Source organism: Chryseobacterium cheonjiense (genome assembly GCF_012927265.1).
Lineage (GTDB): Bacteria > Bacteroidota > Bacteroidia > Flavobacteriales > Weeksellaceae > Chryseobacterium > Chryseobacterium cheonjiense.
Genome location: NZ_JABBGF010000004.1, coordinates 141,858 through 162,159, shown reverse-complemented (window position 1 = coordinate 162,159; position 20,302 = coordinate 141,858). Strand labels below are relative to the sequence as shown.

At 36.8% G+C, this 20,302-nt stretch carries 21 protein-coding genes; 10 read left to right on the top strand and 11 right to left on the bottom strand.

Going from position 1 to position 20,302, the window contains the following annotated elements:
• Positions 1-22: 22 nt before the first annotated feature.
• Together HHL20_RS18455 and HHL20_RS18450 are read right to left on the bottom strand one after the other, a co-directional pair.
• The gene (locus HHL20_RS18455; protein ID WP_169232621.1) at positions 23-853 is read right to left on the bottom strand and encodes an energy transducer TonB; all 831 of its coding nucleotides are present in this window, start codon (positions 851-853) and stop codon (positions 23-25) included.
• 264 nt (positions 854-1,117) lie between these two features.
• Entirely contained in the window at positions 1,118-2,404 is a 1,287-nt protein-coding gene (locus HHL20_RS18450; protein ID WP_169232620.1) for an adenylosuccinate synthase, read from the bottom strand.
• Between the two features lie 193 nt (positions 2,405-2,597).
• On the opposite strand from HHL20_RS18450, the gene HHL20_RS18445 reads away from it, so the two are divergent.
• The 3 genes from HHL20_RS18445 (at position 2,598) to HHL20_RS18435 (ending at position 4,435) form a co-directional block, all read left to right on the top strand.
• On the top strand, positions 2,598-3,176 hold the full coding sequence (locus HHL20_RS18445; protein WP_169232619.1) for a hypothetical protein: 579 nt from the start codon (positions 2,598-2,600) through the stop codon (positions 3,174-3,176).
• Between the two features lie 242 nt (positions 3,177-3,418).
• A complete protein-coding gene (locus HHL20_RS18440; RefSeq protein ID WP_169232618.1) occupies positions 3,419-4,006 on the top strand; it encodes a hypothetical protein in 588 nt (195 codons plus the stop codon).
• Positions 4,007-4,039: 33 nt separating this feature from the next.
• Positions 4,040-4,435, top strand: a complete 396-nt coding sequence (locus HHL20_RS18435; RefSeq protein ID WP_169232617.1) for a hypothetical protein — start codon at positions 4,040-4,042, stop codon at positions 4,433-4,435.
• Between the two features lie 173 nt (positions 4,436-4,608).
• On the opposite strand, the gene HHL20_RS18430 is transcribed toward HHL20_RS18435, so the two are convergent.
• The gene (locus HHL20_RS18430) at positions 4,609-6,201 is read right to left on the bottom strand and encodes an ABC-F family ATP-binding cassette domain-containing protein (protein ID WP_169232616.1); all 1,593 of its coding nucleotides are present in this window, start codon (positions 6,199-6,201) and stop codon (positions 4,609-4,611) included.
• A gap of 251 nt (positions 6,202-6,452) precedes the next feature.
• On the opposite strand from HHL20_RS18430, the gene hpt reads away from it, so the two are divergent.
• The 6 genes from hpt (at position 6,453) to HHL20_RS18400 (ending at position 11,574) form a co-directional block, all read left to right on the top strand.
• Positions 6,453-7,007 (top strand): hypoxanthine phosphoribosyltransferase, encoded by a 555-nt coding sequence (gene hpt, locus HHL20_RS18425; RefSeq protein ID WP_062160495.1) that lies wholly within the window; start codon positions 6,453-6,455, stop codon positions 7,005-7,007.
• 154 nt (positions 7,008-7,161) lie between these two features.
• Positions 7,162-7,743 (top strand): adenylate kinase, encoded by a 582-nt coding sequence (locus HHL20_RS18420; protein WP_072884751.1) that lies wholly within the window; start codon positions 7,162-7,164, stop codon positions 7,741-7,743.
• Between the two features lie 80 nt (positions 7,744-7,823).
• The gene (gene obgE / locus HHL20_RS18415) at positions 7,824-8,807 is read left to right on the top strand and encodes a GTPase ObgE (RefSeq protein WP_169232615.1); all 984 of its coding nucleotides are present in this window, start codon (positions 7,824-7,826) and stop codon (positions 8,805-8,807) included.
• A 115-nt stretch (positions 8,808-8,922) separates the two neighbouring features.
• Complete coding sequence (locus HHL20_RS18410; protein WP_169232614.1) at positions 8,923-9,573, top strand: porin family protein; 651 nt, start codon at positions 8,923-8,925, stop codon at positions 9,571-9,573.
• 112 nt (positions 9,574-9,685) lie between these two features.
• Positions 9,686-10,174 (top strand): DUF6438 domain-containing protein, encoded by a 489-nt coding sequence (locus HHL20_RS18405; protein WP_169232613.1) that lies wholly within the window; start codon positions 9,686-9,688, stop codon positions 10,172-10,174.
• A gap of 89 nt (positions 10,175-10,263) precedes the next feature.
• Positions 10,264-11,574: a DEAD/DEAH box helicase gene (locus HHL20_RS18400; RefSeq protein ID WP_169232612.1), complete on the top strand. Its 1,311-nt coding sequence runs from the start codon at positions 10,264-10,266 to the stop codon at positions 11,572-11,574.
• 101 nt (positions 11,575-11,675) lie between these two features.
• On the opposite strand, the gene HHL20_RS18395 is transcribed toward HHL20_RS18400, so the two are convergent.
• The 8 genes from HHL20_RS18395 to HHL20_RS18360 all read right to left on the bottom strand — a co-directional run bounded on the left by HHL20_RS18395 (position 11,676) and on the right by HHL20_RS18360 (position 19,383).
• The gene (locus tag HHL20_RS18395; protein WP_169232611.1) at positions 11,676-12,437 is read right to left on the bottom strand and encodes a TatD family hydrolase; all 762 of its coding nucleotides are present in this window, start codon (positions 12,435-12,437) and stop codon (positions 11,676-11,678) included.
• A 4-nt stretch (positions 12,438-12,441) separates the two neighbouring features.
• Positions 12,442-12,969 (bottom strand): DUF4269 domain-containing protein, encoded by a 528-nt coding sequence (locus HHL20_RS18390; protein ID WP_169232610.1) that lies wholly within the window; start codon positions 12,967-12,969, stop codon positions 12,442-12,444.
• A 12-nt stretch (positions 12,970-12,981) separates the two neighbouring features.
• A complete protein-coding gene (locus tag HHL20_RS18385) occupies positions 12,982-13,302 on the bottom strand; it encodes a hypothetical protein (protein WP_169232609.1) in 321 nt (106 codons plus the stop codon).
• Positions 13,303-13,308: 6 nt separating this feature from the next.
• Positions 13,309-14,259, bottom strand: a complete 951-nt coding sequence (locus HHL20_RS18380; protein ID WP_169232608.1) for a GSCFA domain-containing protein — start codon at positions 14,257-14,259, stop codon at positions 13,309-13,311.
• Positions 14,260-14,283: 24 nt separating this feature from the next.
• The gene (locus HHL20_RS18375) at positions 14,284-15,255 is read right to left on the bottom strand and encodes a polyprenyl synthetase family protein (RefSeq protein ID WP_169232607.1); all 972 of its coding nucleotides are present in this window, start codon (positions 15,253-15,255) and stop codon (positions 14,284-14,286) included.
• Between the two features lie 482 nt (positions 15,256-15,737).
• Positions 15,738-16,880 carry an inorganic phosphate transporter gene (locus HHL20_RS18370; protein ID WP_169232606.1) on the bottom strand — a complete coding sequence of 381 codons (1,143 nt, stop codon included), beginning with the start codon at positions 16,878-16,880 and terminating at the stop codon, positions 15,738-15,740.
• A 20-nt stretch (positions 16,881-16,900) separates the two neighbouring features.
• Positions 16,901-17,539 (bottom strand): DUF47 domain-containing protein, encoded by a 639-nt coding sequence (locus HHL20_RS18365; protein WP_002981301.1) that lies wholly within the window; start codon positions 17,537-17,539, stop codon positions 16,901-16,903.
• 152 nt (positions 17,540-17,691) lie between these two features.
• Entirely contained in the window at positions 17,692-19,383 is a 1,692-nt protein-coding gene (locus HHL20_RS18360) for a DEAD/DEAH box helicase (protein ID WP_169232605.1), read from the bottom strand.
• Between the two features lie 239 nt (positions 19,384-19,622).
• Between HHL20_RS18360 and HHL20_RS18355 the strand changes: the two genes are divergently transcribed.
• Positions 19,623-20,288: a DUF2461 domain-containing protein gene (locus tag HHL20_RS18355; RefSeq protein WP_169232604.1), complete on the top strand. Its 666-nt coding sequence runs from the start codon at positions 19,623-19,625 to the stop codon at positions 20,286-20,288.
• The last annotated feature ends 14 nt before the right edge of the window (positions 20,289-20,302 follow it).

Here is a 20,302-nt window from a genome sequence, read left to right as displayed (position 1 = left end):
TGTTTAAGATCTGTTTTTATTTTTAATTATCGAACTTCATGGAAATCGGGAATTTAAAGTAACTTCTTACAGGTTGTCCGTTTACTTTTGCAGGAACCCATTTCCCTTTAATGCTTTTAATAGTTCTCATCGCTTCACTATTAAAGTCCACATCTTTTCCATCAGCTTTGATCCCTGAAATCGTACCATCTTTCTCTACAATAAAAGTAACCATTGTTTTCATTACTTCACCGGAATCAAATCCTGATCCGTCGAAGTTATTCATTACTTTATTTCTGAAAGAGTCCAGACCGCCTACGAAGTTTGCTTCTACATCTACAACTACAGAAACAGCATTCCCATCTACAGGTTTAACTTCAGATCGCGGAGGAGTAGGCACTGAAACTGGGCCTGTATTAATAGTAGGCGCTGTTGGAACATAATGTGGAGGGGCAGGATCCGCTTTAAAGTTATTAGTCAATCCAGCTACCGCGTCATCAGGAATCTTTTCAGTATTGGTATCCGGTGCATTTCTCGATGGAGTCTTAATAGTACTATCATAAGTCTTCACTGCTGGCTGCGTAGTTTGAGGAACAGGCTGTGGTTTTGGAGGAACAATAACATCATCAGGAATTACTGGATCCTTGAGATTAATTTCAACTCCGTTCGGTAATGCAATTGGTTCACTTTTAAACGCATTAATAATTAACGGCGTAAAGGAAACTGCTGCCAAAAAGCTAACTCCGATAAACAGTGCTTTTGTTAAAATTCTGTCTGATTCATTTCTTAAGACATAGGCACCGTATTGCTTGTTGCGGTGCTCGAAAAGAACTTCGTTAAAACGAAATTCCTGATTCTGATGCATGTGTTTCATCCTTTTTGATATTTAAATTGTTAAATTGAGATTATCAGGTTATCACCTTTAATCCATGGTTATTATTTCAATATCAAAATTTTTGCCATTTTATTGTTAAAAAACCAATAATTTAAAAAATTATATGCAAATAGTAAAATTTAACTATGCTTTAAATAACAGTAATCCATACAATGATTTACATTTTTTTGATTTTCAGCTATTTAGAATAAATAAAAAAAGACCGTCTTTCGACAGTCTTTTCAGTATGTGCTATAATTATTTTTAGAATAATTCTTTTCTAATGATGTTCTGACTTCTTTCAGGGCCAACGGATACCAGGTATACGTTGATTCCTAGATATTTCTCGATAAACTCGATGTATTTCTGAGCCGTTTCCGGAAGTTCATCATAGCTTCTTGCTTGGGTGATGTCTTCTGTCCAACCCGGAAGCTCTTCATAAATAGCTTCGTAGTCATATAATTTTGTGGTAGAAGAAGTGAAATAATCGATGATTTTTCCGTCTTCCGTTTTGTAATGTGTAGCGATTTTAATGGTATCAATTCCGGTAAGAACATCTAATTTAGTGATTACCAGATTATTGATTCCATTGATCATACAGGCATGTTTTAAAGAAACCAAATCTAGCCAACCTGTTCTTCTCGGTCTTCCGGTAGTCGCTCCGAATTCGCCACCGATCTGCCTGATCTTTTCTCCTAATTCATTGTCTAATTCTGATGGGAATGGTCCGTTTCCAACTCTTGTACAGTATGCTTTAGCAACACCGATTAAGTTTTGAAGGGATGTTGGCGGCACTCCGGCTCCGGTACAAACACCTCCTGTTGAAGGTGAAGATGATGTTACGTACGGATATGTTCCGAAGTCGATATCCAGCATCAAAGCCTGCGCTCCTTCAAACAATACATTTTTACCTTCCTGGATGGCTTCGTTCAATTCCAGTTCCGTATCAACAATTCTGTCCTGAAGTTGTTTTCCGATCTCTAAATATTCGTTGTAAATTTCTTCAACGTCCAGTGTAGGTTTATCGAAATATTTTTCAAATAGAGAGTTCTTAATTTTTAAGTTTTTCTCAATTTTTTCTCTTAAAATCTCAGGGTTCAGAAGGTCTACCATTCTGATTCCCACTCTTGCGATTTTATCTTCGTAGCAAGGTCCGATCCCTTTTTTGGTGGTACCGATCTGCGTTCCTCCGTGTTCTTCTTCACGGTAGGTATCCAAAAGAATGTGGTAAGGCATGATGACATGCGCTCTTCTGCTGATGAAAATATGATCCGTTCTCAAGCCTTTGCTTTCGATTTGATTCACCTCCTTAATGAAAGATTTAGGGTTTACCACTACTCCGTTGGCAATGATACATTTCCCTTTGCACTGAAGAACTCCCGACGGAAGAAGGTGCAATACGAATTTTTCATCGCCTACATATACGGTATGCCCTGCGTTATCTCCCCCTTGGAAGCGCACCACATAATCCGATTTCGCCGATAAAACATCCGTGATTTTTCCTTTCCCTTCGTCCCCGTACTGAAGACCTACAACTACGTAAGTTGACATATTTTACTTTTATTTTAGATTCATGCAAAATTACTTTTAAAAAATTGGGTGGGCAAATTTGTGTGGAATTTATTTTTGGGTGGATGTGGAAATCATGTGGTTGAGAGGAAAAAACAGAATTAATTTTAATTATACTACTCTTGACAAATCTTGATAAACTTTTTAATATTTTTGCATCAAAATAACTCAAAACATGAATCTTAAAACATTGCTTTTAGCATCCGCTTCAGGCCTAGCCTTAATTTCCTGCAGTCCTACCCTTAAAGTAAAGCAGCTTGACGAAAAAACAGGACAGCTTCCAACAGAAACTAAAATAATGCCTAATGAAATTTTGGCTGAAAAAAGTATCAATTTAAATGATTATAACCAGTTTTTATTTATTAAAAAGAGTGGTGTAAATATGGAAAAGTATGAAAGTTATGTAACACAAACTTTAAAAAACATCGGCGGCTTTAAGAAAATTTATACACAAGCGGAATTGGAGCAATATGTGATCCAAAATAATCTTACTGATAAAGTAACGAGCATTTCAGATAATATCGGATTATTAAACCTCCAGAAACAAGTTGGCAATTTTTTGGTCTGCGAAAGCAATGTTGAATTTTTGGGAGGCTATAATTATCAGTTTACGTTTAAAATTAAAAACCCGGCAACTGCAGAAACTGTTCTTGACATCAAACATCAGGCTTTTAATTGGGGTGGTTTAGACAGACCTTTGTTTAATCCAGTTTTCAACTATTATATTGATTGGACAAAGAAAAACACTAAATAATCTTTTAATCTAAATGAACGGGTGCCAAATGGCACTCGTTTTTGGTGTTAAGTATCTTTTATGCAATGTGAAACTTTGAAGGCCAAAACATAAGTTTAAAAAATTTTAAAATCTTACCTCATTCTACCAAAACGTTTGGAAAACAATAAATATAATAATCAAATTCTATTAACGAAGAAATATTAGCTTTGTTTCTACAAACATTAGACTTACGACTAAATTTCAACTAAAATAATTATGTTATGTATAAACAATTAAAATCCCTTATTTTTCTTCTCATCCCTATTTTATCGTTAACAGCACAAAGTAAAGTGACAGAATATTTAAATATTCCCGGACCCATCACGATTGATTCCAAAACCTATTATTTAGCGTGGAGCTCTCACCCGAATGACAGTTATTATAAACAGGAATATTTAGCTTCCAATGACAATATCGAAAAATACAAAACTCTTATCATGATTGATTTTGTAAAAGGAGATTTTAAAGTGGAAGATGCCATTAATCAAAAAATCCATGAACTGGAGAAGATGAAGCAGTCAAATCCTGTTATTAAGTATACGAAGTACGAAAACAATGGAGAGTATATTCTGGACTTCCTGATTAGCAAAAATTCAGATGATGGAAAAGAAATCTTAATTGCTGAAAGAAATGTTTACCGCTATAAATTAATCTCCGATAAAAATCACAGTGGGATTTTACTTTTTGGTGTAAGCGAAAGGGGATATCAAGAAAACATTGATGCATTTTTTAAAAACCTTAAGAAAGACTCCATAAAAATGGTTGAATCTGTCGGAAACTATCAATTGCCTGACGTCAAATTAAAATAATCATCCTGAAAAGCATATTTGAATTTTAATCAAATGCAAAGAACAACCCTTACACTCCTTTTCTTACTACTATTCACTAGCATATCAGCAGGCGCACAAAATAAGAAACTCAAAAAAAATCAATATCAGATTACTGGAAAAATTGTTAACGATTTTAAAATGCCAGGGAATTGTGGTTATATTGCTTATGCTGTTGTTTTAGAGTTCGAAATTAATGATACTTCTTTAAAAAATTATGAGGATAAGCAAATTCCAATTATTGTAAGATGTCCTGAATTTTTCGGAGAAAACTTTTTTGAAAAGAATAAAACATATACATTGACTTTTACGGATCAATATAAAAAAGATTTTGGCTGGACTATTCCTAATATAAATATTTTAAAAAAATATAATCTTAAAAAACAGTATTGGTTAATAGATATTAAATAAAAGACCTTGAAGGTTTTAGCTACAATATGAAACTACAGATTTATCCAAACCTCACAGGTTTTTGAAACCTGTGAGGTTTAACAACTCTACCAATTCTTAAAAACAGTATTGATTAGTGGATTAAAACTTTACCAGAAAGACTTCTGCAGAAATGACAACTACCTGAATATTTATTATGATTTTAACAACATCACATTCATGACCCCAATCTCCTCCAAAAACAACACATCATGCGAAATCACCACCAACGTTCCATGATAATCCTTAATAGAATTCGTCAGGATTTCCACATTCTGAAGGTCTAAATTATTCGTCGGTTCGTCAAGAATAATCATATCGGGAGTTTTATTGCTGATGGAAAGTCCGCACAGCAAAAGCCGAAGACGTTCGCCGCCGCTTAACACATTACATTTTTTATCCCAGGTTTCCTTTCCGAATAAAAATCTTGACAATAAGGTTTTCACTTCCGATTCCGGCATCGCGTGATCGTTGAATTGTTCGGCAAATTCATACACAGTTGCCGTTTTATCAAGTAAAGAATATTCCTGATCAATATAAATCGTATTGAAATCCGACCTCAAAATACTCCCGGAAGAAGGCAACAAATCTCCTAATAGCAATTTAATCAAAGTCGTTTTTCCGGAGCCGTTCGAACCTTTAATGGCGATCCGGTCACCGCTTCGGATTTCAAGATGGAGATTTTCTTTCCAAAGATTTTTATCAGTATACCTAAAATTCATATCCTCGGCTGAAATCAGAATTTTCCCGGAATGCAAATCCGAATCATTAAAGCTCACCTTCATCTGATCCAAGTTTCTCACTGACGAACGCAAATCCCGCAAATCTCCGGAGATATTATTAATTTTCTCGGTATGAACCGCTTTCAACTTCGAAGAATTTTTCTCGGCGTTATTTCGCAGCCTATTCATCATAATTCTCGCCACACCCGATTTTTCCTGCTTTCCTTTTCCTCTCGCATCAAGCTTCTGCTTTCGTTCCAGCGTTTCGCGTTCCTTTTCTTTGGCCTTTTTCAAAGCTCTTTCTTTAGCATGAATGTCATTCTGCAGAGCCTCATTTTCAATCGCTTTCTGTTCAGCATAAAAATCATAATTGCCGCCATAGCTGGAAATGCCCTGGTTGCTGAGTTCAAAAATTGTATCTGCGAGATTCAGCAAAGTCCGGTCGTGACTGACCATAGTAATCGTTGCATTTGATTTTTCAATAAAATCATACAGCAGATTCCGGCCTTCCAGATCAAGATGATTGGTTGGTTCATCCAGCAAAATAATTTCGGGTTGATTAATCTGAATTCCCACCAGGAAAATTTTTGTTTTTTGTCCACCGCTCAGGTTTTCCAGTTTTTGATTAAGATCTAAATTTCCAAGCTTCCAATACTGTAAAGCCTGTTGACAACGTTCTTCGATATCCCAATCATCGTTCAACGTTTCAAAATAAATTTCATCTACCTCCCCATTTGTAATTTTTTGAAGGGCATCAAGTTTTTCATCAATTTTAAGACATTGCGCAATGGTAAGTTCATTAAAGTTCCCAAACATTTGCGGAACATAAAACAGCTCTCCTTCTGCATTGATATTTCCCTGCAAAGGTTTCATTTCTTTTGCCATGATCTTCAGAAGTGTGGATTTCCCCATGCCGTTGCTTCCCACCAAAGCGGATTTTGATTGAGATGGTATCGTTAAAGTAATAGAATTAAAAAGCAGATCTCCTGCGGGAAACCCAAAAGTTATATCGTGTAAAAAAATCATAATTTCTTTCTTAATTAAGTTGAAAATGCAATAACTCATCTGTTATTGTTGATTAAATCTGAAAGAAACTGTATCCTACATCCTGATATTATGGGTTTTGTGAGTGGCAAAGATAAGGAAAATATTTTGTTGCCCGGCTTTAAAGGTTTTAAAAACCACGAAGGTTTAATGTCGTCATAAAACCAATCACTCTTCCACCCATTGAAAACTTTCATCAAAAATCCTTAACTTTGCAGCCTACTAAAATTTTTATGGAAAGTATTAAAGTTCACGACAAAACTTTCGTTCCTTATCTGGAGGACGCCGAAATTCAGGAAATTGTAAAAGCAACCGCTTTAAAAATTTATGAAGATTACAAGGATGAAGTCCCTGTTTTCATCGGAGTACTGAACGGCGTGATCATGTTTTTCTCGGATCTGCTGAAACATTATCCTGGAAATTGTGAGATCGCTTTTATTCAGATGAGCTCTTACGCCGGAACGGAATCTACGGGAATCGTTTACCAGAAAATGGAATTGACGAAAGATGTAAAAGACCGTCACATCATCTTGGTGGAAGATATTGTGGATACAGGAAATACGGTGGAAAGCCTTTTCAAATATTTTAATGAAACCCAGCGTCCGAAGTCTGTAAAAATCGCTTCTTTCTTATTAAAACCGGAAGTGTATAAAAAAGATTTCAAGCTGGATTATATCGGAAAAGAAATTCCAAACAAATTTGTTCTCGGCTACGGACTGGATTATGATGAATTGGGAAGAAATTTACCAAATCTTTATCAACTGGAAGAAGGACAAATCAACCATTAAACGCTGTTGGCTATTAGCTGATAGCTTTTAGCTTAAAAAGTAAAATAAAAAATAAATTTAATAATAACTTAAAAACGCTAAAGGCTAAAAAGCAGACAAGCTCAAGGTAAAAAGCCAAAAGCCAGTTGCCAATCGCCAGAAGCAAAACAACATTATGATAAACATTGTTCTGTTCGGCCCTCCGGGAAGTGGAAAAGGAACTCAGGCTCAGAACCTGATTAAGAAATTCAATTTAAAGCAGATCTCAACAGGTGACCTTTTCAGATTCAATATGAAAAATGATACTGAGCTCGGGAAACTGGCAAAATCTTATATCGACAAAGGAGAGCTGGTTCCGGATCAGGTAACAACAGATATGCTGATTGACGAGATCAGAAAACCTACCGATGCGGCAGGATTCATTTTCGACGGATATCCGAGAACTGCCGTTCAGACGGAAGCCCTGGAAAAAATCGTAAAAGAAGAATTAAACGACGAGATCGACATTTGCCTTTCTTTGGTAGTGGAAGATAAGATCCTGGTAGAAAGACTTCTGAAAAGAGGCGAAATCAGCGGAAGATCAGACGACAGCAATGTAGAGATCATCGAAAACAGAATAAAAGAATACTACGCAAAAACAGCAGAAGTTGCCGAACTGTACAAGCAGCAGGGCAAATATGTGGAGATCAACGGCGTCGGAGATATCGACGAGATTTCTGAGAAACTTTTTGCTGAGGTAGAAAAGGTTCAAAAATAAAAATTTTTGATTCAAGGTTCAAAGTTCCAAATTCAAGGTTAAAACTTTGAACCTTCAACATTAAACCTTGAATTAAAATTATGTCAAATTTTGTAGATTACGTAAAGATTCATTGTAAAAGCGGCCACGGAGGTGCAGGTTCTGCCCATCTTCGCCGTGAAAAATATATTCCAAAAGGTGGTCCTGACGGAGGTGACGGAGGTCGTGGAGGCCACGTCATCATGAAAGGAAATGCCAATGAATGGACTTTACTTCCTCTTCGTTATACCCGTCACGTAAAAGCGGAACGCGGTGAAAACGGCGGGAAAAACCAGCTTACGGGAGCGTATGGAGCTGATGTATATATCGAAGTTCCTATCGGGACGATTGCGAAGAATGAAGACGGTGAAATCATCGGGGAAATTCTTGAAGACGGACAGGAAATCATCCTGATGGAAGGCGGAATGGGCGGAAAAGGAAACGAACATTTCAAATCGTCTACCAATCAGACGCCGAGATTTGCACAGCCGGGAATGGACGGACAGGAAGGCTATATTACTTTCGAGCTTAAAATTCTTGCCGATGTAGGTCTTGTGGGCTTCCCGAATGCCGGAAAATCTACCCTTCTGGCTTCTGTTTCTGCAGCCAAGCCAAAAATCGCCAATTATGCGTTTACCACATTAACGCCTAATTTAGGAATTGTAGATTACAGAAATTACAAATCTTTTGTAATGGCAGATATTCCGGGAATTATTGAAGGTGCAGCGGAAGGTAAAGGATTGGGACACCGTTTTTTACGACATATTGAAAGAAATTCCATTTTATTGTTTTTAATTCCTGCCGATTCTGAAGATCATTTCCAGGAGTTTAAGATATTGGAAAATGAATTGAAAGAATACAATCCTGAACTGTTGGACAAAGATTTTATTGTTTCCGTATCAAAATCCGATCTTCTGGATGATGAGCTGAAAAAGGAAATTGCCGCAGAATTCCCCGAGAACAAGCAACCATTGTTTTTCTCCGGTGTTACGGGTGAAGGACTTACCGAACTGAAGGATGCAATCTGGAAACAGCTTCATGGGTAAACTCAAAAAAAATAAAAACTTACAAAGTATACTTTTCAGTATACTTTTTTAATATAGAAAAATTAAACACTAATCAATTTTAAAGAATTTTATAAATAACCATCATTTAAAAACTATGAAAAAGAACTTAGCACTTGCTATTTTATTATCAGTATCAGCATTTTTCAGTGCGCAAGATACACAGGAAAACATAACTAGGAAATCAGACTCAAAGATGAGTTTCGGTATTAAGGGAGGATATTCTTTATCCAACATGAAGTTTTACAACAACAATTTAGATGCAAAATCTTTTTTCTACGTAGGAATTGTAGGAGAGCAAAAAATATCATCCAAATTCGGAGTACAGGCTGAAATTCTTTATACAGAGTTGGGTGGGATTTATTATTATCCGACACTGCAGCTGATCGGTAATGAATTGGTACAGACTTCTCAGACTGAAGCCAAGTATAAATTTGACCAAATTCAGGTTCCCGTTTCAATAAAATATTATGTAATACCAGAGCTTTCAGTTTCTGCGGGAATGAATGTTGGAATTAATATTTCAGAAAAAGTGAAAGCAACCTCAATTCCGGAAAATAATATTTTTTACAATTATTCTGACCTGAAAACAATTAATCTATTCCCGTTCTTAGGTGCGGAGTACAAAATCAATGCAAATTTCTTTGCAGATGCAAGATATCATTTCAATTTTATCGAGGTGAATTCCGGAGGAATTCCTACTAAAATAGGTTTCCTGCAGGCTGGAATCGGGTACAGATTTAAATAATGATTCAATATGTTTGATTAAGTCAGCTTAGCAATTGACTTATGTTCACAACATCCTTTAATTATGGACCTTTGGAATAATTATTGAAGAACACACTTCAAATTTTAAAATTATGAAATACATATTCGGCCTTTTTGCTTTTATCTTTTTATTTTCATGTAATTCTCAGAAAATGAATTCAAAATATTCTACCATTGAATATGAGGCAACGCCCTGTTTCGGATTTTGTCCGGTTTTTAAAATGACCATCAACGCAGATAGAACGGCTGTTTTTGAAGCGGAACATTTTAATTTCAGTGACAGACCATCGAAAGATGAATTTTCGAAACCGCGGGAAGGAACTTTTAAAGGAACCATCAAACAGGAAGATTACAATAAGCTGATTTCTTTACTTGACGGACTGGATGTAAAAAACCTGAAGGACAATTACGGAGAAAAGAATGTAACCGACCTTCCTTCTTCCCATTTGAGAGTTAAGTTTGCGGACGGAACTTCAAAACATGTGGAAGATTACGGTAAAAGAGGAAGCGAAAAACTTTCGGAACTGTACAAATTTTTTGAGGATCTGAGAAAGAACCAACAGTGGACAAAAGTGAATTAAGCTACTTAAAAATATTTAAACTACCTTTGCAAAATATAATTCCTTCAAAATGAAGGAATTTTTGTTGTAATTATAAAAAAACAGTTCATTTGAATTTTACAGATTTAAACTTAATAGAACCTATTGCCAAAGCAATTCAGGAACAAGGATATACCAATCCTACCCCCATTCAGGAAAAATCAATTCCGGAAATTACGAAAGGGAAAGATTTCTTAGGATGCGCACAGACAGGAACAGGGAAAACGGCTGCTTTTGCCATCCCCATCCTTCAGAATCTCGCTCAGAATAAATTTCCGAACAAACATATCAAGGCTTTAATTTTAACACCGACAAGAGAGCTTGCCATTCAGATTGAAGAAAACATCAAGGCTTATGGAAAATATTTACCGCTAAAGCATCTTGTTATTTTCGGAGGTGTAAAACAGGGAAACCAGGAAACTGCCCTGAAAAAGGGTGTTGACATTCTTGTTGCCACTCCGGGAAGATTGCTGGACTTTATTTCCCAGGGAATCATCAGCTTAAAAAACCTTGAAATCTTCGTACTTGATGAAGCCGACAGAATGCTTGATATGGGCTTTGTACATGATGTGAAGAGAATCATAAAGCTGTTGCCTCAGAAAAGACAAACGCTGTTTTTCTCTGCTACCATGCCTGCAGAAATCCAGAAACTGGCTGATTCTATCCTGAACAACCCTGTAAAGGTGGAGGTAACGCCTGTTTCATCAACTGCCGATACGATAAAGCAGTCGGTTTATTTTGTAGAAAAAGACAATAAGCTGAATCTTTTAACCCACATTCTGAAGAATGATATTTCCGATTCTGTTCTTGTTTTTTCGAGAACGAAACATGGAGCCGACAAAATAGCCAGAAAACTGCAGAAAGATCAGATTACCACAGAAGCAATTCATGGTAATAAGTCGCAGAATGCACGTCAGAATGCATTAAATAATTTCAAATCCGGTAAAACAAGGGTTTTGGTTGCGACTGATATTGCAGCGAGAGGAATTGATATTGATGAGCTGAAATTCGTGATTAATTTTGAACTTTCAGATGTCTCTGAAACGTATGTTCACCGAATCGGAAGAACGGGAAGAGCCGGCGCCGAAGGAACTTCTATTTCTTTTGTAGACGGCCTGGATTTATTAAACCTGAAAAACACGGAAAAACTGATCGGGAAAAAAATCCCTATCATCAAGGACCATCCGTTTCATACCGATGATCTTGTGGTTCAGAAAAGGGATTCTAACAACAAACCTTTTAACCCGGGTTCAGACAAACCAAAACCTGCAAGATCCGGCAGCGGTGCTCCGAGATCGAAAAACAGGAATAAACCGGATTCTTCGGCTGCGCCTACGGGATTTAAAAAGCCAAAGAATAAAAACTTTACAAGAAAAAAATAATGAAAAGTCTTCCGATAGGGAAGACTTTTATATTTGGGCTGAAGCCAGCTGAACTTTTTGGGTTTGAAAAAACGGACTAAAGTCCGCTCCTGTTGAAATTACTATTTAAATAAATTCATGGCATTTTCTGTGGTTATCCTCTCAATCTCCGAAAAGTCTTTTCCATAGATATTAACCAGTTTTCCGGCCACAAGATCAAGATAGGCACTTTCATTTCTTTTTCCACGGTGCGGAACGGGTGCGAGATACGGAGAATCTGTTTCCAGAACAATCTTTTCCAACGGAATTTCATTTAGAAACTGGTCTATTTTCCCATTTTTAAAGGTCACTACCCCACCGATTCCCAAGATAAAATTGAGATCAATGGCATGTTTTGCCTGCTCAAGGTTTCCGGAAAAACAATGGAAGATCCCTCTCAGCTTCGGGTGTTTTTTTCTTTCGAGAACGTCAAATGTCTCATCAAAACTTTCTCGCGTGTGAATAACAATAGGCAGATCTTTTTCGATAGCCCAGTCAATCTGCTGTTCAAAAGCTTTCACCTGAATATCTAATGTCGTTTTGTCCCAATACAGATCAATTCCTATCTCTCCGATGGCAGGAAAGTCTCTTTCATCAAGATAATTTTTAACAATTTCGAGCTCTTTTTCCCAGTTTTCGGGTTTCACGTAGCAAGGATGCAGTCCCATCATGGAAAAGATCTGGCCCGGATATTTTGCTTCGAGCTGAAGCATTTTTCCATGCGATTCAGAATCGATAGCAGGAAGATAAAATCGGGTAATTCCTTTATCTACCGCTCTCCGGATCGCTTCTTTTCTGTCTTCATCAAATTCTTCTGCGTATAAATGTGTATGCGTATCAATCATTTCTTTATAATTTTAACAGGTCTTGATAAGGGTTTTCAAGCCCCAAAAGCATCCCGAAGGCTGGCTCGGTTTTAATTCCCTGTTTTTTAAGTTCTATTATTTTTTGTTTAAAATTTTCTCCTTTTTCCTGTAATACTTTGTATTCAGCGATCATGTGGCGGTAGGCATTCTGCTCTTTTACGGGTCTATTCTGCCCGAAAATTTCGACAGGAAATTCCTCCAGCTTGAAATTTATCGTTATGCATTTTTCACCATCCAAAACCGGATGTTCTATTTTAACTTCCGCATCGTGAGGAATAAATTTGCTAAACATTAAATCTTCTAAAAAATCTTCTTCAAACCTGAGATCAACCTCGCAAATGATATCCAGATCACTGCCTTCAATATCAATTTCTATCGGGATTGTTCCGGCCAGAACAGGAGAATATTCTTTTAGCTTTTCAAAAAGATGATGTTTTGAAAGAACTTCGTAGGCCCTTCTTTGCCTTTCATTTCCTGATTTCAGATATTCAATTGTTGTAAAGTCGACCATTATACAATTTCATTAAGCCTGTGCATTTACATGATTGAGAACCTCCTGTGTTATATCTTTACCTCCTGTAAAATTTTTATAAAATGATACAATGCTGAAAATCGGACCGAAAGGAAAACCCCACCATCCAAGAAAAAACGTCAACAATGAATACTTCCAGCTATATTTGAATGTTGATTCATCCGATTTTACAAAATAAATGTCACTTCCTCTTCTGAATGTAAGAATGATGATCGAAATCGTGTAGGAAAAAACCACAAATCTTCCACCTTTCCTTAGTTCATCGTTAATTTCATCTGTTGATAATCCTTCTGTGTTTTTAATTATTGCCATTAGTTTTTAAAATATTTTATGCTTTACTTTTTGCTGCTGTACTTCAATTTTTTGATTTAATTTTTCTTTAAATTCTATATATTTCGGGTCTTTCTCATCATCAGTTCTATGTTCCAGAGCTTTGTTGATCTTGAAATTCTCTTTGATAAAGTCTTTGGTTTCATCAGCAAAATAAGCATTCCCGAATTTCTCAAATACATAATTCACTGCCTGAGTATTTGGGTGTATCATGTCTTCTTTGTAAAAACGGTAATCCCTTAAATCGTCCATCAGAATTTCGTAGACGGGAAGATAATGACAGTTTTCAAACTGATGTATGGCTTCATGAACAGCCGTGATCAGCTTAGACTTGCTCAACTGGTTTTCTGTCATTCCGTCTTTCGTATGCCGAACAGGAGAAACAGTAAAAAGTATCTGCACGTTATCTTTACAGATGTCATTCAGGTTCAGTATGGTATTGTAAATAGAATTCGTAATTTCCTGATGGGTCAGCATTCTTTTTTCAAAGAATTTCTGCGGAATTTTATGACAGTTGGCAACCAGTTTCTGTTTGGGAAGAAATTCATATATAAAAGAGGTTCCATACGTGATAATAACCCAGTCGGTTCCCTGAAGAAAAGAATTTCCTTCCTCTATTTTAGCATTAATCTTTGCTAACGTCTGGTGAATATACCTCGTATCAAAACTGGTATGGTGATCGAGTGAAATGAATTCGTCGTTAAAGGTGATTAATTCTTCTTCATTATAAAATTCCGCATCATGGAGCCTTTTTACAGCATTACCAATGGAAAAAGGGTTAAAAACGGTCCCAAACGGATTGTTTAGCGTTTGCAGCTGTCCCTGACGGAAAAGATCTGACATTTCAGAAGCAAAACAAGATCCGATTGAAAATATTTTATCTTCAAGCTCTATTTTCTTCTCCGATTCTTTAATTTCAACTTCTGTCCTGAATTTCATTAACTAAATTTGAAAGACTTGAGATTAACTTTCTCTTCTCAATAAATAATTAGCCAGCTCTGCAAACGGCTTTTTCTTCTCTTCCGGAATATCAATTTTCTGAAGATAGCTCTGTCCGATTTCATTGTGCTTTTCTATCAGTCGTAATGCTTTCTCATCTACTTTCGTTCTTCTGAAGATTTTCTCTACGCCGTATACTTTATCGATATTGTCGGTTTTTTTAGAATACCAGTAATCCAGCTCTTTTCTCTCTTCTTCCGTGGCGTGTTCTCTTGCCATCAGATAAAGAACGGTCTTTTTATTTTCATAAATATCTCCGGCATGTTTTTTACCAAACTGAGCCTGATCTCCGAATACATCAAGGTAGTCATCCATTATCTGGAAGGCAATACCGATGTGTTTTCCAAAATTGAATATGGCTTTGGCATCTTTAAAGTTGGCTTTGGCGATCAACGCCCCGATTTCGAATGAAGAAGCACTTAACACTCCGGTTTTATAGGTAATCATTCTGATATAATCATCAAACGTTACATTTTCCTGGGTTTCAAAATTAATATCGTATTGCTGTCCTTCACATAAAAGCAGTCCTGTGTGCGTAAAAATTCTGATACATGCCTTAAAAATTTCAGGCTCAAGATCTTCAAAAAACTTATATGCTTTCAGCATTAATCCGTCTCCCGAAAGAATACCGACGTTAATTCCGTGTAAGGTATGAATGGTGGGCTTATTTCTTCTCAGTGGAGCCTCATCCATGATATCGTCATGAATCAGTGTGAAATTATGGAAAAACTCAATTGCCAGTGCAGGCTTGATTGCTTCGTTAAGATTACCGCCAAACAGATCGCAAGCCATAAGCACCATGATCGGGCGAAGTCTTTTTCCGCCGTGTGAAATGATATAATTCATCGGCTCATACAACTCTTCCGGCTTGTCTTTAAAGGTATATTTGGCAATAGCATCCGCAACAATCTGCTGGTATCTGTCTAAAAATTCCATAAATTCTAATAGTTTGAACAAAAATACAATTTTTTCGGGGCTTTTTAAAGTAAAAATCCTCACCGTTTAATCCCGAAGGAAATTTTATTTCTTTATTTAAAAGTGATAAATATTCTTAACGTATTATTTAATTTTGATTGAACTGTCGAGCTAAGTTGTCATGCTGGAAGCATCTCAACTGCTTCATGCATAAGATCTCTAATATGCACACTTTACAATAAGCCTAAGTATCTGAAAATTCAGACTGTATCTTAGCCCTGATTGAAGCTTTGTTTGAGCTCATTTTTTGATTTCGGCGGCGTGGCTCCGCCGCGCCGCCGAAATCAAAAAATAGCGAGTGCGGAAAGCAGGAAAAAGCTTCAAATAAACAATAAATCTTTTTTAAATGTATCAAATTAATTTATACACCGTGATCAGAGGTTAAAACAAAAAAAACTTTGCCCGGATGAGCAAAGTTTTTTATTATACTATAAAGTTATTTTTTAAGATAAAAATGTTACCACGAGATAGGTAATTCCTGCAACTATTGCCGAAATAGGAATGGTAAGAACCCAGGCCCATAGTAAGCTGACGGTAATTCCCCATCGTACAGCAGATATTCTTTTGGTAAGACCAACCCCGATAATGGATCCTGTAATGGTGTGTGTTGTAGAAACAGGGATTCCGAAGTGATCGGTGATGAATAAAGTAATTGCCCCTGCAGTTTCTGCACTTACCCCTTCCAGCGAAGTTACCTTTGTGATTTTAGTTCCCATTGTTTTGATGATTTTCCATCCTCCACTCATTGTACCTAAAGCGATAGCAATAAATGAAACTAAAGGAACCCAGATATAGTGCTCTGCAAAGTAATCGAAACGCCCTGCGGCAGGTATAGCAAGGTAAACCGGATCCTGCAGCATCTGCACATGGTAGTAGATCAATGCAGCACCGATGATTCCCATTACTTTCTGGGCATCATTCAGACCGTGTCCTAAGCTGAAGAGTGCTGAAGAAGCCAGCTGCAATCTTTTGAAGGACTGATCTGCCTTATGTGGATTTGATTTTTTATAAAGATGAACAATAATCAATGTAATAATGATTGAAATAATCATCCCGATAATCGGAGCCATGAAAATAAATAAGAAAATAGGAATTACCTTATCGAATTTCACGACACTTTGCTGCGTTACCTGGCTTGCCGCTTCTTTGATGGTATCCCACATTCCTAATTCCGGATGAGCTGCGACAACATTATGATAATCCATCATGAAAGCATGCATTAAGGCTGCTCCCAAAAACCCTCCGATAAGCGTATGCGAAGAAGAGGAAGGAATACCAAACCACCATGTAAGCAGATTCCATGCGATAGCGGCTACAAGCCCGGAAAATATTACTTCAAGGGTGATAAAATTTTCATTGACGGTTTTGGCAATCGTATTACCGATCTTAAATTCGCCAATAATATAGGCAGCGATAAAGAACGCTGCAAAATTCCATAGTGCTGCCCAAAGTACAGCCTGGAAAGGTGTTAAAACTTTTGTAGAAACAATAGTCGCAATTGAGTTGGCCGCATCATGAAAACCATTGATGTAATCGAAAATCAGAGCCAAGGCAATAATAACTATAAGTAAAATCGGAAATTCCATTGTTTAATTATAATTATTAATTAAGCGTATTTAATCATGATGTTCTCAATTGTATTGGCAACATCTTCTGCTTTGTCGGTTACGACTTCAAGATAATTAAGTACAGATGAAACTTTGATGATATTGATGGCATCATTCGTTTCGAATAATTCCACCATTGAATTGGAAAGAAGGTCGTCTGCTATATTTTCAATAGAGTTCACTTTAATACAAGCTTCTTTTACCTGTTCCATATTTTTGAATCCTTTCAGGTTCTTCATGGCATTCTGGATCTCAAGACAAGCTTTGTGGATTAATAATGAGAAATCTGAATATGCCTTCATTTCAGGAGATTTATACAGGAAAATATATTTTGTGGAAGCATAAATGTAATCCGCAATATCATCCAGACCTGTTGCCAGGGTATGAATATCTTCTCTGTCGAAAGGTGTAATGAAATTTTTTCCCAGTTCTACGAAGATCTCGTGAGTAAGCTCGTCATTTTTATGTTCGAAGTCACTCATTTTTTTCAGCATAGAATCGTCATTAAGATCGAAATCCTTGATTCCTGTATTGAATTCCTCAGACATTGCGACAAGGTTCTCGGTTACTTTTTCGAACAGTACGAAGAAGATTTTATCTTTTGGTTGAAAAGCGTGGAAAATATTACCAATTCCCATTTTTAAGTATTTATAATTCGAGTGCAAATTTCTTAAAAAACACCCTTACCTGAAAGAGTACAACATTAAGTTTTGTTAACATTGCGTGATGATCTGACTATCAAATAAAAAAACCGGCTGTATGGCCGGTTTTCAGTATATTTTTCGGGAGCTTAGTTTGCTACTTCCGCTCTCATTTCCTTTCCTTTGAACTTCATGGATCCGATGTTGCTCAAAACATTGTCCTTGAATGATTTTTCAACTTCGAAGAATGAGAATTTTTCAAGAATCTCGATATCACCGATTTCTGCTCTTTTCTTGCTTTTGCCGGACGTTGCTTTATTAATGATATCCAATACGTCAAGCTTTTTCAGCTGATCCTTTTTACCGAGATTAAAGAAGAATCTTACCATATCTTCGTTCTTTCTTCTTGGTTTCCCACCACGATCTCTGTCGCCACGATCACGGTCACGATCTCTACCTCTGTCTCTGTCGCGGTCTCTTCTGTCTCTTCTGGAACCACCGTCATCATCTCTGCTGCTCAGCTTTTGGTCCATAAGATCATGTCTGTCTTTGTAATAAAGGGCAAGATCTTTCAGCTGGAACTGAAGCAATTTATGAGCAAGCTCCTCTTTTGTAAAAGCTGATAAATCAGGAATCAGGGAGTCATCAAATTCAAAAAAATCTTCGTGAATTTCGAAAAGACTTTCGAAAACACCTCCAACCTGAGCTTTGATAATATCTTCTCCGGTAGGAATTTTGCCTTCATGCATTTCAATTTTCGTCACCGATTTGATCTGCTTCAGCTTTCTGCTTTCTTCAGGTTTGATCAGGGCAATAGAAATACCGTCTTTTCCTGCTCTTCCGGTTCTTCCGCTTCGGTGAACGAATACTTCCGGATCATCAGGTAAAGAGTAGTGAATAACGTGAGTCAGGGAGTTAACATCCAATCCTCTCGCCGCAACATCAGTTGCCACCAGAATATCGATATTTTTCAGTCTGAATTTCTTCATTACCGTATCTCTCTGCGCCTGAGAAAGATCTCCGTGAAGCGCATCTGCTGCGTACCCGTTCTGCATTAAGAAATCTGCAACCTCCTGGGTTTCCATTCTCGTTCTGCAGAAAATAATGGAATACTGATTCGGGTTGGAATCAATAAGACGCTTTAAAGCTTCTTTTTTCTGGCGATATCCGATCACATAATATTCATGTTTGATATTCTTCTTAACTTCGTTAATAGAACCAACAGAAATTCTGTGCGGCTTAGTAAGATAATTTTTAGAGATTCTTTCCACTTCTTTGCTCATTGTTGCAGAGAAAAGGAAAGTCTGCTTGGTTTCAGGAGTTTCGCTGAGTATTGTTTCCAGCTCATCTTTGAAACCCATAGAAAGCATTTCGTCGGCTTCATCCAGAACCAGCCAGTGGATCGCGGAGAAGTCTAATGCTTTTCTGTTGATAAGGTCGATTACTCTTCCGGGAGTTCCCACAATGATTTGCGGTTTATCCTTGAGCGATCTGATCTGATCCATAATACTGCTTCCACCATAAACGGCTGTCGTTTTGATGTCTTTCATGTATTTGGAGTAGTTTTTAATGTCTTTCGTAATCTGAAGACATAATTCCCGTGTCGGACAAAGCACCAAAAGTTGGATTTTGCGACTCGTATCGTCAATCATATCCAAAATCGGAAGCGAAAACGCTGCTGTTTTGCCTGTCCCTGTCTGCGCAAGTGCGATCAAGTCGCGAATATCTGAAAGAATAAAAGGGATAGTCTGTTTTTGGATTTCTGTCGGGCTTTCGTAACCCAGTTCGCCAATAGCCTTAAGAATATCAGGACTTAAATTGGTTTCCGTAAATAAATTCATTAAATATTTTAAAATTTTTGCAAAGATACGATTATTATTTGAATTACATTTTAACTATTATTACAGAAACAATAATTTAATATTTAAAAGTGATAATGCTTTTATAATTTCCGCAGAAAAACCGCCATATTTTTAATTTTAATTTAATGCCTTTTATGTTGTGCACTCTCTCATAGGCAATAAAAATGTATTTCCGGTATTGCCCGAATTTGATTAATTTTGAATGAAAATAAAAAAATATGCCTGTAGCAGTTTCACCAAAAGTTTTTGATTTTTTAAGACAACTTGCCGAAAATAACAACCGTGAATGGTTTACGGAGAATAAAATTCTTTACACCGAATCTCAGGAAAATATTGTAGCATTTCTTGAAGACCTGATTGCAGAGATGTCTGAATTTGATTCTGAACTGGGAAAAATTGACGCTAAAAAATCCTTATTCAGAATTTACAGGGATACTCGTTTTTCCAAAGACAAAACCCCTTATAAAACCAACATCGGCGCTTCTCTCGGAATGGGAAAAGGCAGTCAGAAAGGCGGATATTACCTACATCTGGAGCCGGGAAAATCTTTTATTGCCGGAGGAATATACATGCCGGAATCTTCTGTTCTGAAAACCCTGAGAAAAGAAATTTCACTGTATGGACAGGAATTTTTAAATATTTTAAATGATAAGGAGTTCAAAAAGTATTTTCCGGAGCTGGACCAGGATGATCAACTTAAAAAAGTTCCGCAGGGATTTGAAAAAGAAGATCCCATGGCTGAGTATCTGAAACTGAAAAGCTTTATTGTAGTACATAATCTTTCGGATAAGGAAATTTCGGATAAAAATGCTTCAAAAAACCTTGCGAAAATCTTTAAAGCGATGAAGCCTCTGAATGATTTTCTGAATGCACCTTTTTTATAGTTTGAAATTATATT

What these genes read in the sequence shown, in the direction of transcription:
- HHL20_RS18385 (WP_169232609.1), bottom strand. Translation starts at nt 13,302, where the DNA reads ATGGCAATAATTAAAAACACAGAAGGATTATCAACAGATGAAATTAAC.
- HHL20_RS18375 (WP_169232607.1), bottom strand. Translation starts at nt 15,255, where the DNA reads ATGGAATTTTTAGACAGATACCAGCAGATTGTTGCGGATGCTATTGCC.
- HHL20_RS18440 (WP_169232618.1), top strand. Translation starts at nt 3,419, where the DNA reads ATGTATAAACAATTAAAATCCCTTATTTTTCTTCTCATCCCTATTTTA.
- HHL20_RS18445 (WP_169232619.1), top strand. Translation starts at nt 2,598, where the DNA reads ATGAATCTTAAAACATTGCTTTTAGCATCCGCTTCAGGCCTAGCCTTA.
- HHL20_RS18420 (WP_072884751.1), top strand. Translation starts at nt 7,162, where the DNA reads ATGATAAACATTGTTCTGTTCGGCCCTCCGGGAAGTGGAAAAGGAACT.
- hpt (WP_062160495.1), top strand. Translation starts at nt 6,453, where the DNA reads ATGGAAAGTATTAAAGTTCACGACAAAACTTTCGTTCCTTATCTGGAG.
- HHL20_RS18455 (WP_169232621.1), bottom strand. Translation starts at nt 853, where the DNA reads ATGAAACACATGCATCAGAATCAGGAATTTCGTTTTAACGAAGTTCTT.
- HHL20_RS18430 (WP_169232616.1), bottom strand. Translation starts at nt 6,201, where the DNA reads ATGATTTTTTTACACGATATAACTTTTGGGTTTCCCGCAGGAGATCTG.
- HHL20_RS18365 (WP_002981301.1), bottom strand. Translation starts at nt 17,539, where the DNA reads ATGGGAATTGGTAATATTTTCCACGCTTTTCAACCAAAAGATAAAATC.
- HHL20_RS18395 (WP_169232611.1), bottom strand. Translation starts at nt 12,437, where the DNA reads ATGATTGATACGCATACACATTTATACGCAGAAGAATTTGATGAAGAC.
- HHL20_RS18355 (WP_169232604.1), top strand. Translation starts at nt 19,623, where the DNA reads ATGCCTGTAGCAGTTTCACCAAAAGTTTTTGATTTTTTAAGACAACTT.
- HHL20_RS18370 (WP_169232606.1), bottom strand. Translation starts at nt 16,880, where the DNA reads ATGGAATTTCCGATTTTACTTATAGTTATTATTGCCTTGGCTCTGATT.
- HHL20_RS18360 (WP_169232605.1), bottom strand. Translation starts at nt 19,383, where the DNA reads ATGAATTTATTTACGGAAACCAATTTAAGTCCTGATATTCTTAAGGCT.
- HHL20_RS18380 (WP_169232608.1), bottom strand. Translation starts at nt 14,259, where the DNA reads ATGAAATTCAGGACAGAAGTTGAAATTAAAGAATCGGAGAAGAAAATA.
- HHL20_RS18450 (WP_169232620.1), bottom strand. Translation starts at nt 2,404, where the DNA reads ATGTCAACTTACGTAGTTGTAGGTCTTCAGTACGGGGACGAAGGGAAA.
- obgE (WP_169232615.1), top strand. Translation starts at nt 7,824, where the DNA reads ATGTCAAATTTTGTAGATTACGTAAAGATTCATTGTAAAAGCGGCCAC.
- HHL20_RS18405 (WP_169232613.1), top strand. Translation starts at nt 9,686, where the DNA reads ATGAAATACATATTCGGCCTTTTTGCTTTTATCTTTTTATTTTCATGT.
- HHL20_RS18410 (WP_169232614.1), top strand. Translation starts at nt 8,923, where the DNA reads ATGAAAAAGAACTTAGCACTTGCTATTTTATTATCAGTATCAGCATTT.
- HHL20_RS18390 (WP_169232610.1), bottom strand. Translation starts at nt 12,969, where the DNA reads ATGGTCGACTTTACAACAATTGAATATCTGAAATCAGGAAATGAAAGG.
- HHL20_RS18435 (WP_169232617.1), top strand. Translation starts at nt 4,040, where the DNA reads ATGCAAAGAACAACCCTTACACTCCTTTTCTTACTACTATTCACTAGC.